Consider the following 14,610-nt stretch of genomic DNA (forward strand, 5'->3'; position numbering starts at 1 on the left):
TCAGGAAGGAAGGAACCGTCATGTTCGACGAGGCGTATGACGTCGTCGTCGTGGGCACGGGATTCGCCGGGCTCTCGGCGGCCATCGAGGCCCGGGAGGCCGGGTGCTCCGTGCTGGTGATCGAGAAGATGCGGGTCCCCGGCGGCAATTCGGCCATCAGCGGCGGCATGTTCGCCGTGGTGGGCTCCCCCCTGCAGGCCGCGGCCGGCGTCCAGGATTCTCCCGACGTCCTCGCCGCGGACATGATGCGGGCCGGCAAGGGCCTCAACCATCCGGACCTGGTCCGGACGGTGGCGGACCATTCGCTGGAGGCCTTCCTCTGGACCCGGGACCACCTGGGGGTCGCCTACGACGACGACCTCATCCACGGCGGCGGCCATTCCATTCCCAGGACCTACATCACCCCCAATTGTTCGGGCGCCGCCATCGTCCAGGCGATGCTGGTCAAGTGCCGGGAGCTGGGCATCCCGGTCCGCATGCAGTGCGCCCTCAAGGACCTGGTCCGCGACCGCACGGGCCGGGTCGTGGGCCTCTCGGTCCAGGACGGCTACATCTTCCCCATGCCGGACAGCGGGCGGATCCTGGCGGTGGAGGCCCGGAGGGGCGTCGTCCTCGCCTCGGGCGGCTTCAGCCAGGATGTGGCCTTCCGGTCCGCCCTGAACCCGGCGCTCGACGCCGCCATGGACACGACGAACCATCCCGGGGCCACCGCCGAGGGCCTCGTGGCCGCGATGCGGGTGGGCGCCCTCCCCGTGCACCTGTCCTGGATCCAGCTGGGGCCCTGGACCTCCCGGGACGAGGCGGGCTGGGGCGTCGGCTCCATGTTCTCGGTGCTGGTGGGCTTCCCCTACGGGATCATGGTGGACGCCACCACCGGCAGGCGCTTCGTCAACGAGCTCACGGACCGCCTGTCCCGGGCCCGGCGCATCTGCCTCGCCGGCCGGGACCCCATGGTGATCGTGGGAGCGGCGGCGGCCACCCGGTACCCCAACCTGGCCCAGTGCCTGAAGCGGCAGGTGGTCCGGCGGTACGAGACCCTCGAGGACCTGGCCGCGGACCAATCCATCGACCTGAAGGCCCTCACCGCCACCCTGGCGGCCTACAACCAGGGGGTGGACCGGGGCGCCGATCCCGAATTCGGGAAACCGGTGAAGGCCGACGCCGCCCACCGGGTCGAGCCGCCCTACTACCTGGCGCGCCTCAAGCCGAAGGTCCACTACTGCAACGGCGGGGTGCTCATCAACCCCCGGGCCCAGGTGCTGGACGCCCAGGGGCTGGCCCCCATCCCGGGCCTGTACGCCGCGGGCGAGGTGACGGGCGGCGTGAACGGCGCCTGCCGGATCCAGGGCGTGGCCATCTGCGAATGCATCGTCTTCGGCCGGATCGCCGGCCGGGGCGTGGCGGGGGTTGGGCCGTCCGCCATTGTCGACCGATCCGATCAGGATTAGGATGATGGGGCCGGCGGCGTCCGTACAATCCGGCAGCCGTCCCGTCCGACACTGGACAGATCGAAGCGGGGCCCCCCATGCCTGAACTCAACGCCACCCTCATCCACCGCCACGTCGTGGCCGATGGCCTCGTCATCCTCCGGGTCGCCCCGGACGGCTGGGACTTGCCCGCCTTCAAGCCGGGCCAGTTCGCGGTCCTGGGCCTGCCCTCCGAGGCGCCCCGCACCCCCGGCTCGGACCCGGAGGAGGGCACCCCCGATCCCTTCCCCCGGCGGGCCTATTCCATCGCCAGTTCCTCCCTGGGCCGCGACTACCTGGAGTTCTACATCGTGGAGGTGAAGTCGGGCGCCCTCACGCCCCGCCTCCTGGCCCTGGAGGTGGGCGACCGGCTCTGGCTGGGGCCGAAGCTCACGGGCATGTTCACCCTGGACCAGATCGAGCCGGGGAGGAACCTGATCTTCATCGCCACGGGCACGGGCCTGGCGCCCTACATGTCCATGCTGCGCACCCATCTGGCGGCCGAACCCACCCGCCGGTTCGCGGTGATCCACGGCGCCCGCCTGCCCCGCGACCTGGGCTACCGGGAGGAGCTGTTCCACCTGGAGCGGGACCACCCCCACTTCGCCTACTTCCCCGTGGTGAGCCGCCCCGGTGCGGACGGTCAGCCGTGGAGCGGCGCCACGGGCCGCCTCCAGGACTTCTGGCGCACCCGCCCCCTGGACGCGCTCTGGGGCGCCCCGCCCTCCCCCGCCGACACGGACCTCTTCCTCTGCGGCAACCCGGGGATGGTCGAGGCGATGATGGGCCTCCTGGAAGCCGAGGGCTTCCGGCAGCACACCCGGAAGACCCCCGGCCAGATCCACTTCGAGGCCTACTGGTAGGCGACGCCCTCAGGGACGGCGCAGGGCCGTGCCGTAGCGATCGCCCTTGCGGGCGCAGGCCGCCAGCCAGCCTCGCGCCTGGGCGCGGTCCAGCAGCGGGGCGGGGACGAAATCCGAGACCAGGATGACCGTGGCGCCCGGGGCGCTGGTGGTCAGGAAGGCCTGGATGGGCGCCCACGGGTGCTCGCCCTGGGCCAGGAGTTCGGTGGCGTCCAGGCAAAGCCCGGCCGTGTCCTCGCGCACCCAGTCGGGCCAGGCCTCGGCCACGTCCACCGGCCCGCCCGCAGCCGGGCAGGCCTCCGCGTCCAGGCCCAGGGCCCCGCGCAGGATGCCCATCAGCTCGGGCAGGGGCACACCCGACACCTGGGCGGCGTGGGCCAGGGTGGCAAACCGGGCGACCGTGGCCCGCAGGACCGGGTTGCGCAGTTTGGCGAAGGCGGGGGCGGCGGCCACGAGGGTGTCCTCAAGGCCCGGGTGGGCGTCCAGCAGATCGCCGATCCGCGTCTGGGGGGTGATCTCCATGTCAGGCCTCCTCGTATTGGAGCAGCCGCCGGTCCCCTTCCAGGGCGCGGAGGCGGGTGAGGTCCTGGGTCACCTCCAGGGTGCCCAGGTAGGCCCCCCCGGCGTCCCGCAGGGCGAAGTAGCGGATGTGGATGAACTTCCCGCCCATCTGGATCCAGAACTCGGCCACGCTCTGGCGCCCGGCCCGGAAATCCGCGAGGATCCGGTCGACGATGTGGACGCTCTTGGGGGGATGGCAGTTCTGCACGTGGCGGCCGATGATGGCGCGGCTGCGCTCGAAGACGCGGTCGGGGCCCTCGCTGAAGAAGGCGACCCGGTCCTGGGCGTCCACCAGGGTCAGGTCGACGGGCAGGGTGCTGAAGAGGGCCTGGAGCTGCTGGAAGGAGAGGGTGCCGCTGGCGAAGGCGACGGTCTGGGCGTCCGGGAGGCGGATCGCGCCCGTGTCCACCTGGGCTTCGGCGGGGCGGTAGGCGTCGCCCGGCGCCACGAGGCACCAGCCGTACTCGGGGCTCTGGCGCCAGATCTCGGCCCATTCCTCCTCGGTGAAGAGCCCCTGGCACATGGGCAGGAGGATGTGCTCCTCCTTGTAGACCATGCCCTCCAGGGCCGCCAGGGCGGGCTCGAGGACGGAGGCGGCCAGGATCTTCAGCTCCTCCCCGCAGAGGGTCTCCTCCCGGAGGGCCTGGGTCGTGGCCTTCAGCAGTTCGCGCACTTCGTCGTCCTTGCCCCACATGACCTTGCTGGGCCCGGTGTTGCCGTGGCGCTCCAGCACGCTGAAGACGAGGTTCTCCTTGCGGCGGTAGTGCTTCTCCACGTCCATCACGGGCTGGAGGGCCGCGAGCAGGGCGAGGCGGGCCTCCGTGGGCGTGGACCGGTCGGCGAGGTCCGCCAGGGCCCCGGCCGACTTCCGCACCTGGGCCACGGCCTCGAGGAGGGCCGCGTTCTCGGCCTTGAACTGGTGCACGGGGTGGCCGGCGGGCAGCGGCATGGAGGGGCAGGGCTTGGCGCTGACCTCCTTCAGGACCTCGGCGTGCATGTCGCACATGGCCCGCACCTCGTCCGAGCTCATGCCGTCGGCCATGAGCTGCTGCTCCATGGCGGCGATCTCGGCCGGGTCCACCTCGGCGACCAGGCCCTTGAGGCGCTCCTTCACGGCTTCCGGCGCCTCGCCCCGGTGGAGGTGGAGGATCACCTCCTTCAGGGTCTGGATGCGCATCGATTGATTGTTGATCAGTTCACTCACGGGGCCCTCCGCCTGCGATGCCCCAGCATCCGGCGGGAAGGCCCGGCGTTCCTTGACGGGGGTCAAGCGGAGGGTGGATTTCCTTCCTCCAGGGCGGCGTCCAGGTCCGCGGGCGAGAACGGCTTGGCGAGGACCCGGACATCCGGGAAGCGGGCGAGGATGCGAGGCACCCGGTCATCCCCAGGGCCGGTGAACAGGACCAGCCGAAGCCCGGGCCGGATGCGCAGGAGCCGCTCGAGCAGCTGGACCCCGTCCAGGCCGGGCATGCTCAGGTCCACCACCGCCACGTCCAGGTCCCCCTCGCCCGCGGCGGAGCGCACGCCCTCCTCGCCGCTCCCGGCCGTGAACACCTGGTGGCCGCGGGGTTCCAGCATGGCGAGGGTGGCCATGCGCAGGGCGGGATCATCCTCCACGAGCAGGATGCGGCGGCGCGGCGACGGGGGCGGGTCGGCGGCCTCGGCGGGAGGGGCGGCGGCCGCCGCCACGGGGAAGCCCAGGGTAACCCGGGTGCCCTGGCCGGGGGTGCTCTGGATCTCGAAGGTGCCGCCATGGGCCTTCATTGTCCCGAAGACCTGAGACAGGCCCAGGCCGGTGCCCAGGCCCGGCGCCTTGGTCGTGAAGAACGGCTCGCTGGCCCGGGCCAGGACGTGGTCGGGCATGCCTTCCCCCGTGTCCTCCACCACCACCAGGAGGCGGCCGCCGCCGGCCGCGCGGGTGGAGAGGGTGATGCGGCCCCCGCCGGGCATGGCGTCGCAGGCGTTCACGCAGAGGTTCATCAGGGCGGTGGAAATGGCGCTGGCCTCGCCGCGAATGGCCGGCAGGCCGGGCTGCAGGTCCAGGCGCACCTCCACCTGCTTGAGGGTGGTCCGCTCCAGGAGCTCCGCCTCCGCCCGGACCAGGTCGTTGAGATCCACGTCGGCCTCGCCCACCAGTTCCCGGCGGCTGAAGTCGCGCAGGGACCGCACCAGGTTCCGGCCACGGACGGAGGCCTGGACGATCAGGTCCGCCATGCGCCGCAGGTCGGCGTCGCCGCCGTACTTCTCCTGCAGCACGGATCCCAGGCTCAGGATGGCGCCCAGGACGTTGTTCATGTCGTGGGAGAGCCCGCTCACCAGCCGCCCGATGGCCTCCAGCCGCTGCAGGTGGTTGACCTCCGCCTCCAGGCGGCGGCGCTCACGGCCCGCCTCGGCCTCGGCGGTGACATCCCGGGTGAGGGAGAGGACACAGGGCGTCCCTTCCAGTTCGACGACCCGGGCGGACATCTGCCCCTGGATGACGCCCCCGTCCTTGTGCAGGAAGTCCGCTTCCAGGCCCAGGCAGACGCCGGTCGCCTCCAGGGCGGCCACGAGCCGCGCGCGGTCCTCGGCGTGGGCCCAGATGGTGCGCTCCGGGTCGAGGGAGGACCGGCCCAGCACCTCCTCGCGGGTCCACCCGAGGGTCCGGGTGAAGCCCTCGTTGACGTCCACATAGACGCCATCGGCCAGCCGGGTGATGTTGATGGCGTCGGGCGTCAACTGGAAGACCCGGGCGAAGTGGCGCTGGGACGCCTCCAGGGCCTGGCGCGTCTCCCGCGCCTCGGTGATGTCGGTGAGGGTGGCCGCGGCGGCCACGCTCCCGCCCCCGTTCCCCACGGGCACGGCGTTGAGCTGCAACCAGCGGGTCGTCCCCCCGGGACGGCGCAGGCCCAGGGTCCCCCGCCGGAGGGGTTCGCCGCCCTCGATCACGGCGCGGACGGGGTGGGCCTCCGCGGGGAACGGACCCCCGTCCTCCCCGAAGGCCTCCCAGCCCGCGGGGGGCTGGAGCCAGGGCCCCAGGAGGCCGGGCCGGAGGCCCAGGATGCGTCCGGCCTGGGGATTGGCGAACACCGCCCGCCCCTCCCGGTCGAACAGGATGAAACCTTCGTTCAGCGCCTCCAGGGCGGCCCGGAAATAGGAATCCCCTTCCTGGGCGGCGGTTTCCGCCCGCTGGCGCCGCGTCACCTGCAGGAGCACCACCGCCGTCAGGAGCAGGGTGCCCACCAGCCCTTCCCAGAGGAGGGCCCGGGAGGACCGGGTACCCACCGCCTGGCCGAACCCCGGCCGGGCCCGGACGACCAGGGTCCAGGTCCGGTGTCCGAAGGCGAACCGCGCCTGGGCGGCCAGGGCCCGCGGATCCGGGGTCGGCGGCGGCTCCGGGGGATAGAGGCGGGGGCCCCCGGCGGCCGTCCCGTCGAAGAGCTCGAGGGTGGTGTCCGCGTTCCAGTGGCCCTGGATGCCCGCGACCAGGTCCCGCACCCGCAGGGCGGCGTAGACCCAGCCGGCCGGTTCCGAGGCGGGGCGTCCCTCCCGGGCGACCGGCAGGTACATGAGCACCCCGGGTTCCCCGCCCTCCGGGGCGTCCTGGAGCAGGGTCACCTCGGGGCTGAGGGCGAGGTCGCCGTGGGCGGCGGCCAGGTCCAGGGCCTCCCGCCGGGCGGGGTCGGAGAGGGGGTCGAACCCCAGCACCAGCTGGTTGCGCGGCGTCCTCGGCTCGATGCGGATCACGGGCGCCAGCCAGGGCCGGGGCCCCGGGGGCCGCACCGCGAAGTCCGCTTCCCCCTCCCGCCGGAGGGTGGCCACCAGCGCGCCCACCTCCGCCTCGGAGACGCGCTGCTGGTAGCCGAAGGCCAGGATGCCCTTGAAGGCGCCCCCGAGGTCCAGGCTCTCCACGTAGCGGTGGAACCCCTCCCGCGAGGTGCCGGACGCGCGCACGTGGCCACCCAGGCCGCGGAGGATCTGCCCATGGGCCTCCAGCCGCTGTTCCAGGCGGCGCTGCACGTCCTGGACCCGGCCTTCGAACTTGGCGCGGACCGCCTCGGCCTCATTGGCGGCGGCGATCCGCCACGTGAGGTAGGTCAACCCCAGCCCGCCGGCCAGAACCAGACCGCCAAAGACCAACCAGGGGGGAACCCGGCGCGCAAGGCGGGAAAGGAACTGGCGGGTAGCCGCGTTGGCCATCCAGGCGTCCTCGGGGGGGTGAGGATTTCAACTATATGAAGAAGGCCTCCTCCTGTCGAATATTTAGATATTTTTTTCTAATCCCGTCCCGGCGGGGCGCGCCGGGACGGGCGGCGGCCGGTTCAGGGCAGGCAGCGGATGCAGTCCCCGCAGGGACACGGCAGGGCCGGACAGCAGGTGAGGTCGCAGCCGAGGTCCCCGGCCGGGGCGGCGGGGGCGAAGGCCGGCCCGAAGGCGGCGAGGAGGAAGGCGAAACAGACGAATCGGCGCAGGCGGCGTGCAGGTTGCATGGCGGGTCTCCAAGGGCCTCGCGGGCCCGGACTTGGGATGCCCCGAGCCCGCGCCTGTGACGGGCCGCCGCCGGACCGGAGGTATCATGCCAGGGAAGGAGCCCCGCCCGTGTCCGAAGCGCCCCAACCCGCCCATCCCTCCTGGATCGAGGTCGACCTCGGCCAGTTCCGGCGCAATGTCGGGCTCATCCGTTCCTTCATCGGCCCGACGCGCTTCTGCCTTCCCGTGAAGGCCAACGCCTACGGCCACGGCCTCCGGGCCATGGGCCTCGCCGCGGAGGCGGCGGGCCTGGACTACCTGGGGGTGGCCCACCTGCAGGAGGGGGTGCAGCTCCGGGAGGCGGGGGTCACCCTGCCCATCCTGGTGCTCGGCGCCATCCACGCGGACCAGATCCCGGACTTCATCCGCTACGACCTGGAAGTCAGTGTGAGTTCCCGCTTCAAGGCCGACCTGGTGGCCAGCGCGTGCGAGCGCCTCGGGCGGGTGTGCCGGGTCCACCTGGAGGTGGATACGGGCATGCAGCGGACCGGTGTCCGCCCCGGGACGGCGGTGGAGCTGTTCGCCCACCTCCGGGACCTGCCCTGTGTGGAGGTGGTGGGCATCTACTCCCATCTGGCCACGGCCGACCTTCCCGGCGACCCCTTCGCCCTGGCCCAGATCGCGGCCTTCGAGGCCCTCCTCCGGGACCCGGTCTTCGCGGGGGTCCCCCTGCTCCGCCACCTGTGCAACTCCGGAGGCACGGCCCACTTCCCCCAGGCCCACTACGACATGGTCCGGCCCAGCATCATGGTGTTCGGCTACCCGCCCGAGCAGGCCCCCGGGGCCCTCCAGGGCCTGGCGCCCTGCTTCTCGCTGAAATCCAAGGTCTCGTACTTCAAGGTCGTGGAGGCCGGCCAGGGGATCAGCTACGGCCACACGTACGTCACGTCCCGGCGCACCCGCATCGTCACCGTGCCCGTGGGCTACGGGGACGGCTACCGCCGCGCCCTCTCCAACCGCGCGGAGGTCCTGATCCGGGGCCGGCGCTTCCCCATCGTGGGGACCATCTGCATGGACCAGCTCATGGTGGACGTGGGCGACGCCGAGGTGCGGGTGGGCGACGAGGTGGTCCTCATCGGCCGCCAGGGCGCGGAGGAGATCCCCCTGGTGGAGATCGCCCGCCTTTGCGGCACGATCCCCTACGAGATCCTCTGCCAGTTCAACGGCCGCATCCCCCGGGTCTACGTGGGGTGAAGGCGGAGGGCCCCCCTTTCTGAGCCCGGGGCATCAACCGAAGGCGTCGCTCGTTCGTATCTTCGGTATCAAGGATCGATCATGCGCCCCCTCGCCCTGCTCCTCCTGTGCGGTCTGGCCGCCTTCGGCCAGGCCCCCCTGGTCCTGCCCTGGTCGGGCACGCCGGCCAAGCCCCTGGTGCTCAAGGCGGAGGACGGGGGACCCGGCAAGGTCGAGCTGCGGGTGGAGGCTGAACCCGCCGGCCTGCGCCTCCGCCTCCGCAGCGACCAGCGGACCTTCCTGACGCGGGACCGGGGCTACCAGAACGGGGACGGCCTCATCGTGGTCCTCGCCCTGCCCGAGCGCGGCGCCCCGGCGCGCCGGTTCCGGGTCCTGGGCTTCTCCGGCGCCGCCTCCTGGCAGGGGGCCTTCACCTGGTACCGGGATGTGGCCCTGGACATGAGCCCCCTCCCGGGGGCCCGCATGTCCTGGACCGTGGACCGCGCCCTGTCCTGGGAGATCCGCGTGCCCTGGGCCGACCTCGCGCCGTACCACCCCCTGCTCACCCCCGAGATCGGCCTCAACGCGTGCTTCATGCGGGCGGAGGGAAAGGGCGCCCGGGCCTTCAGCCTTCTGGCCGATCCCCACCTCCAATGGGAGCAGCACCCCCGGGCCTACGTGGGGGCCCGCTTCGCCCAACCCCCCGCCGTGCCGGGCGCCTGGTCCGCCCTGCCCGCCCAGGGGCGGCTGGAGGCCGGGGCGCCCCTGGTCCTCCAGACGGGCGCCGCCCTCCCGGTCCAGGCCCGCCTGCGGATGCCCGACCTCGCGGTGGACCTGCCCCTGTCCATCCCCGCCGGCCGGGGTCCCCGGAAGGTGGCCCTGCCCCAGCCTCTGCCCGAGGGCACGCACCGCCTGGAGATCCAGGGCCCGGAGCGGACCCTGGCCTGGTCCGTCACCGTGCTTCCGGCCGGAGGTCCCGGGCCCCTCGCCCAGGCTCTGGAGGCGCTCGGCCCCCGCCTCGATCCAGGCACCCGGGCCACCCTCGCCTTCCGCCTCGCGGAGGCCCAGAAGACCGATGAGCGCCTGGCGCCCTGGGAGCCGGCGCCCGCCGTCCTGACGGCCCTGGCCACCACCCGCGAGGACCTGAAGGCCCTGGCGGCGGGTCGGGATCCGGTGGCGTCCCGCCCCGGCCTCCAGCGGCGGGCCTACCGCAGCGCCCTGGACGGCACCCTCCAGCCCTATTCCCTGCGGGTGCCCGAGCATCTCCAGCCCGGGGCCCGCTATCCCCTCCTGGTCTTCCTGCACGGCAGCGGCCAGGATGACCAGCGCGTCCTGGAGCGGCGCCGGGCCCCCCAGGGCTGGTTCGAGCTCGCCCCGGCGGGCCGGGGCACCTCCAACGCCTTCAGCGCCGACCATGCCCAGGACGACCTGCGGGAGGCCCTGGCCGACGTGCTGGCCCGGTACCCGGTGGATCCCGCCCGCATCGTCCTGGCCGGCTTCAGCATGGGGGGCTACGGGGTCTACCGCACGGCCCTGGCGCGGCCCGGGGTCTTCCAGGGCCTCGCCGTGTTCAGCGGCTCGCCGGACCTGGGACCCCGCTGGCTGGGCCCGGGCCATCCGGATTTCCGGGATCCCGCCCTCCAGGCGCGTTTCCGGGGCATGCCCATCTTCATCTTCCACGGCACCGAGGACCGCAACTGCCCCTTCGAGGCCACCCGGGACCTGGCCAAGGGGCTGGAGCGGGCCGGGGCCCTCGTCACCTTCGTGACGGAGGCCGGCAAGGGTCACGAGAACCCGGCCCCGGACACCCTGGAGGGGTTCTTCGCGTGGCTCCATCGCCTGCCCCATGAGCCCGGCGCCCACCCGCGCAGGATGTAGAGGAAATCAAAAACATCGGGAGCGAAAAGCGGTCGCAAGTCATCCAGACCCTGTTTTTCGCCTCGCTCGCAGGGGGCTTTCCTATAATGGCCGTGCCCACTCCGGACGGACCGGGGGCGGCCCCTGGGAGTCTGCCATGAGCCTCGTGACCAAACTCGATGACCTGCGCATGCGCGGGAAGTTCTCACTTCTGCTCGTCATCCAGGCCATCGCCCTGGTGGTCATCGGCGTCGTCGGCTGGACCCTCGTGAGCGGCCTGGAGGCCTCCGGCGCCAACGCGGACGAGCAGCTCCTGGAGGTGACGGCCCTGTCCCGGACCCTCAACGACATGAACCTGGTCCGCACGGCCCACGTCAGCCTCATCGGCTGCGCCAACGAGCCCGACTACGTGGCCGCCCGCAGCGCCAAGCTCAAGGACTACGAGGACGCCGTGCAGAAGGACCTCAAGGCCCTCGCGGGCCTGGCCTGGGACCCGGCGGAGCGGACCCTCCTGGAGGCCGCCGAGAAGGCCTACCAGAAGTACGTCGCCGGCTTCCCCGCGATCCTGGCCGAGTCCAAGGCCGACCACGCCGCCAAGAACGTGGCCCGCCTCATGGAGGCCAACATCGGCATCATCCGGGAGGCCCGGGAGACCATCCAGAAGATCCAGAAGGGCTCGGAGACCGACGCCGTGGCCGCCCTCAAGGAGGGGGCGCGCCAGTCCGCCCGCGGCAAGATCGCCATCCTGGCCGTGTCCGTGCTCGCCCTGGCCCTGAGCGGCCTCTTCAGCCGCGTCGTGGGCCGGCGCATCGCCTCCCGGGCGGAGGAGATCGAGGACGTCATGAAGGGCGTGGCCCGGGGGGACCTTTCCCGGGCGCCGAAGGCCACCGGTCTGGACGAGCTGAGCCAGGTGTCGATCCACCTGGCCGAGGTGGTGGAGAGCCTCCGGAAGGATATCCAGGCCATCAGCCAGGCCGCTGAAGGCACCGCCTCCAGCGCCACCCAGCTCTCGGCCACCTCCGAGCAGGTGAACCGCACCACCGAGGACCTCCGCCATAGCACCGAGCAGGAGCGGGTGGCCATGGAGCGCTCCTCCGCGGCCCTGGAGGAGATGAACGCCAATATCCAGCACGTGAAGACCAACGCCCAGCGGGCCCAGGACCTGGCCATCCGGTCCCAGGACGCGGGCCGGGAGGGCCTGGCCGCGGTGCGCGCCACGGGGACCGCCATGACGGCCATCGAGGAGAGCTCGGCGCGCGTCGGCCGCATCACCACCGTCATCACCGACATCGCGCGCCAGACCAACCTCCTGAGCCTGAACGCGGCCATCGAGGCGGCCAAGGCCGGGGCCCAGGGCAAGGGCTTCGCCGTGGTGGCCGAGGAAGTGCGCAAGCTGGCCGAGCGCAGTGGCCAGGCCGCCAAGGAGATCACGGCCCTGATCCAGGAAAGCGCCGAACGGGTCGCCCTGGGCACGGGCTCCGTGAAGGAGGCCACCACGAGCCTCGATCGCATCGAGGCCCACGTCCACGACAACGCCAGCCAGCTCAACGAGATCGCCGCGGCCATGGAGGAACAGGGCCGCGCCAGCGAGGACGTGGTCCAGGCCATGGGCTCCGTGGCCGCCATGGTGGAGCGCAACGCCTCCGCGGCCACCGAACTCTCCTCCACGGTCCAGGAGACGGTCCGAACCACCGAGGAGCTGGCCGCCCTGGCCCAGCGCCTCCAGGACCTGACCCGGCGCTTCCGGCTGGCCTGACCGCGGGGCCCGGCTGACCCGGCGGGCATACGGGTTAATCTGATCCCATGCTCGAGCTCCCGAAGACCGCCACGGCCCCCTTCTGCCCCTCGGAGGTGCGGGGGTCGGTGGCGTTCACGCCCGGGGCGGGCGGCTGGCGGAAGTTCCTCCAGTTCGCCGGGCCCGGCCTCCTGGTGTCCGTGGGCTACATGGATCCGGGCAACTGGGCCACGGACATCGAGGCCGGCTCGCGCTTCGGCTATGGGCTCCTGTCCGTGGTGGTGCTCTCGAGCCTCGCGGCGATGCTCCTGCAGACCCTCGCCCTCCGCCTCGGCCTGGCCACGGGCCGGGACCTGGCGCAGCTCTGCGGGGAGCGGTACCGCCCCGGCGCCGCGAAGACGCTGTGGATCCTGGCGGAGCTGGGCATCATCGCCACCGACCTGGCGGAAGTGCTGGGCTCGGCCGTGGCCTTCCACCTCCTCCTGGGCGTCCCGCTCGCGACGGGGGTCGCGCTGACCGCCCTGGACACGGCGATCATCCTCGCCCTCAAGGGGCAGAAATTCCGGGAGCTGGAAGCCATCATGCTCGGGCTGGTGGCCACCATCGGCCTCTGCTACCTGGCCCAGGTCGTCCTCGTGAAGCCGGCCTGGCCGGAGGTGGCCCGGGGCCTCGTGCCCTCCCTGGGCACCCTCGCCCACCGGGAGCCCCTCTACCTGGCGGTGGGCATTCTGGGCGCCACCGTCATGCCCCACAACCTCTACCTGCACTCCTCCATCGTCCTGACCCGGCAGGTCGACCCGGACCCGGCCTCCCGGGCCGAGGCCATCCGCTGGGCCCGGCTCGACAACATCCTCTCCCTCTCCCTGGCCATGGTGGTGAACGTCCTCATCCTCGTCCTGGCCTCGGCGGTCTTCCACGCCCACGGCCGCCACGAGGTGGCCAGCATCCTCGACGCCCACCGTCTCCTGGCGCCCATCCTGGGGACGTCCGCGGCGGGGGTGCTCTTCGCGGTGAGCCTCCTCGCGGCGGGCCAGAGTTCCACGTTCACGGGCACCGTCACCGGCCAGGTGATCCTGGAGGGCTTCGTGAACCTCAAGATCCCCTGCTGGCAGCGCCGCCTGGCCACGCGCGCCCTGGCCCTCCTGCCGGCCCTCGCGGGCATCGCCTGGCTCGGGGAGGGCGGGGCCGGCAAGCTCCTCGTCCTCAGCCAGGTGGCCCTGAGCCTCCAGCTGCCCTTCGCCCTGTGGCCCCTGATCCGGTTCACGGGCGATCCCGGCCTCATGGGCCCCTTCGTGAACAGGCCGTGGGTCTCGGCCCTGGCCTGGACCATCTTCGCCGTCGTCACGGCGGCCAACCTCTGGCTCGTGGCCATGGTGCTGGGATAGTTGCCCCTCCGGGGGGCCGCATGATATCCAGGAGGCACCGGGAGGTCCCGCAGTGACATTCTTTCCGCCCCGCCCCGAGGGGCACGACGACCCCCCCTGGGTGACCGGGTTCATGCAGGCCAGCCCCTACCTGCGCCTTTCCGGGATGCGGGCCGACGCGGTGGGCCGGGGCACGATCCGCCTGGTCCTGCCGGCCCGACCCGAATGGCGGGGCAGCGTGGCCCGCAACCGTGTGCACACCGGCAGCCTGTGCGTGCTGGCCGACACCGCCTGCGGGTTCTCGGTGGCCACCCTCCAGGACAGCCCCAGCCCCGTGGTGACCCTGGACCTGCGCATGGACTACCTGCGCTCGGCGGACGCGGACCTGGACCTGGTCTGCGAAGCGACCTGCCACCGGCTCTCCCGGAGCGTCGCCTTCGTCCGGGCGGAGGTCACCCAGCCGGGAAACCCCGACCTGGTGGCCTACGCGAGCGCCACCTTCATGCGCCCCGCGGCCGGGGCCAAGCGTACTGGCGAGCGCCCAGGGCCCTCCCCCGCCCTGCATCCCCTCCCGCCCGAGGTCCTGGCCGCCGCGGCCCGGGCCGACCAGCCCGCCCTGCCCCGGGGCCGCTCCCCCTATGTGGACTTCCTGGGCGTGGTCCAGCACGCGGTGCCCGGCGCCGCCCCCATCTTCCGCCTGCCCTACCGGGAGGACCTCATCGGCAATCCCCTCCTGGCCGCCGTGCATGGCGGGGTCCTGGGGGGGTTCGCCGAGACGGCCATGATCCTCCATATGGCCTCCTCCGACCGCCTTCCCCAGGGCGGCGTGCCCAAGGCCGTGGATTTCTCCATGGACTACCTGCGCCAGGCCCGGGCCCAGGACACCTTCGCCCAGGCCGTGGCGGTGCGCCAGGGGAACCGGGTCTCCCTGGTGCAGGCCGTGCTGTGGCAGGACGATCCCCAGCGGCCCGTGGCCGTGGCCCGGGGCCACTGCCTCATGCCCCAGCCCGGGACCCGCCCGTCCTGAGCGCGGGCGCGGAGCGCCCGGTCCGGGCGCCGATTTCGTGTTCAGACACCTACTA

The 14,610-nt window shown here is 72.6% G+C and carries 11 protein-coding genes; 7 read left to right on the forward strand and 4 right to left on the reverse strand.

Annotated features, from left to right (window positions below):
- Positions 1–20 precede the first annotated feature (20 nt).
- Together R2J75_RS13050 and R2J75_RS13055 are read left to right on the forward strand one after the other, a co-directional pair.
- Positions 21–1,448 carry a flavocytochrome c gene (locus R2J75_RS13050; protein WP_316410336.1) on the forward strand — a complete coding sequence of 476 codons (1,428 nt, stop codon included), beginning with the start codon at positions 21–23 and terminating at the stop codon, positions 1,446–1,448.
- A 77-nt stretch (positions 1,449–1,525) separates the two neighbouring features.
- The gene (locus R2J75_RS13055) at positions 1,526–2,329 is read left to right on the forward strand and encodes a ferredoxin--NADP reductase (RefSeq protein WP_279341935.1); all 804 of its coding nucleotides are present in this window, start codon (positions 1,526–1,528) and stop codon (positions 2,327–2,329) included.
- 9 nt (positions 2,330–2,338) lie between these two features.
- Here R2J75_RS13055 and R2J75_RS13060 read toward each other — a convergent pair whose 3' ends face one another.
- From R2J75_RS13060 to R2J75_RS13075, 4 genes are all read right to left on the reverse strand, one after another.
- A complete protein-coding gene (locus R2J75_RS13060) occupies positions 2,339–2,851 on the reverse strand; it encodes a DUF1858 domain-containing protein (RefSeq protein ID WP_316410337.1) in 513 nt (170 codons plus the stop codon).
- 1 nt (position 2,852) lies between these two features.
- On the reverse strand, positions 2,853–4,094 hold the full coding sequence (locus tag R2J75_RS13065; protein WP_316410338.1) for a DUF438 domain-containing protein: 1,242 nt from the start codon (positions 4,092–4,094) through the stop codon (positions 2,853–2,855).
- Positions 4,095–4,156: 62 nt separating this feature from the next.
- Complete coding sequence (locus R2J75_RS13070) at positions 4,157–6,970, reverse strand: CHASE domain-containing protein (protein ID WP_316410339.1); 2,814 nt, start codon at positions 6,968–6,970, stop codon at positions 4,157–4,159.
- 221 nt (positions 6,971–7,191) lie between these two features.
- Positions 7,192–7,359 carry a hypothetical protein gene (locus R2J75_RS13075; RefSeq protein ID WP_243333871.1) on the reverse strand — a complete coding sequence of 56 codons (168 nt, stop codon included), beginning with the start codon at positions 7,357–7,359 and terminating at the stop codon, positions 7,192–7,194.
- A gap of 109 nt (positions 7,360–7,468) precedes the next feature.
- Here R2J75_RS13075 and alr point away from each other — a divergent pair, with 109 nt between their 5' ends.
- The 5 genes from alr (at position 7,469) to R2J75_RS13100 (ending at position 14,555) form a co-directional block, all read left to right on the forward strand.
- Entirely contained in the window at positions 7,469–8,593 is a 1,125-nt protein-coding gene (gene alr / locus R2J75_RS13080) for an alanine racemase (RefSeq protein WP_243346320.1), read from the forward strand.
- Between the two features lie 81 nt (positions 8,594–8,674).
- Complete coding sequence (locus tag R2J75_RS13085) at positions 8,675–10,450, forward strand: carboxylesterase family protein (protein ID WP_243333867.1); 1,776 nt, start codon at positions 8,675–8,677, stop codon at positions 10,448–10,450.
- Between the two features lie 136 nt (positions 10,451–10,586).
- Complete coding sequence (locus R2J75_RS13090; RefSeq protein ID WP_316410340.1) at positions 10,587–12,185, forward strand: methyl-accepting chemotaxis protein; 1,599 nt, start codon at positions 10,587–10,589, stop codon at positions 12,183–12,185.
- A 47-nt stretch (positions 12,186–12,232) separates the two neighbouring features.
- Positions 12,233–13,549, forward strand: a complete 1,317-nt coding sequence (locus R2J75_RS13095) for an Nramp family divalent metal transporter (RefSeq protein ID WP_243333863.1) — start codon at positions 12,233–12,235, stop codon at positions 13,547–13,549.
- Positions 13,550–13,601: 52 nt separating this feature from the next.
- Positions 13,602–14,555, forward strand: coding sequence for a PaaI family thioesterase (locus tag R2J75_RS13100; protein ID WP_308220506.1), 954 nt, complete (start codon positions 13,602–13,604; stop codon positions 14,553–14,555).
- The last annotated feature ends 55 nt before the right edge of the window (positions 14,556–14,610 follow it).

This window comes from Mesoterricola sediminis, assembly GCF_030295425.1.
GTDB lineage: Bacteria > Acidobacteriota > Holophagae > Holophagales > Holophagaceae > Mesoterricola > Mesoterricola sediminis.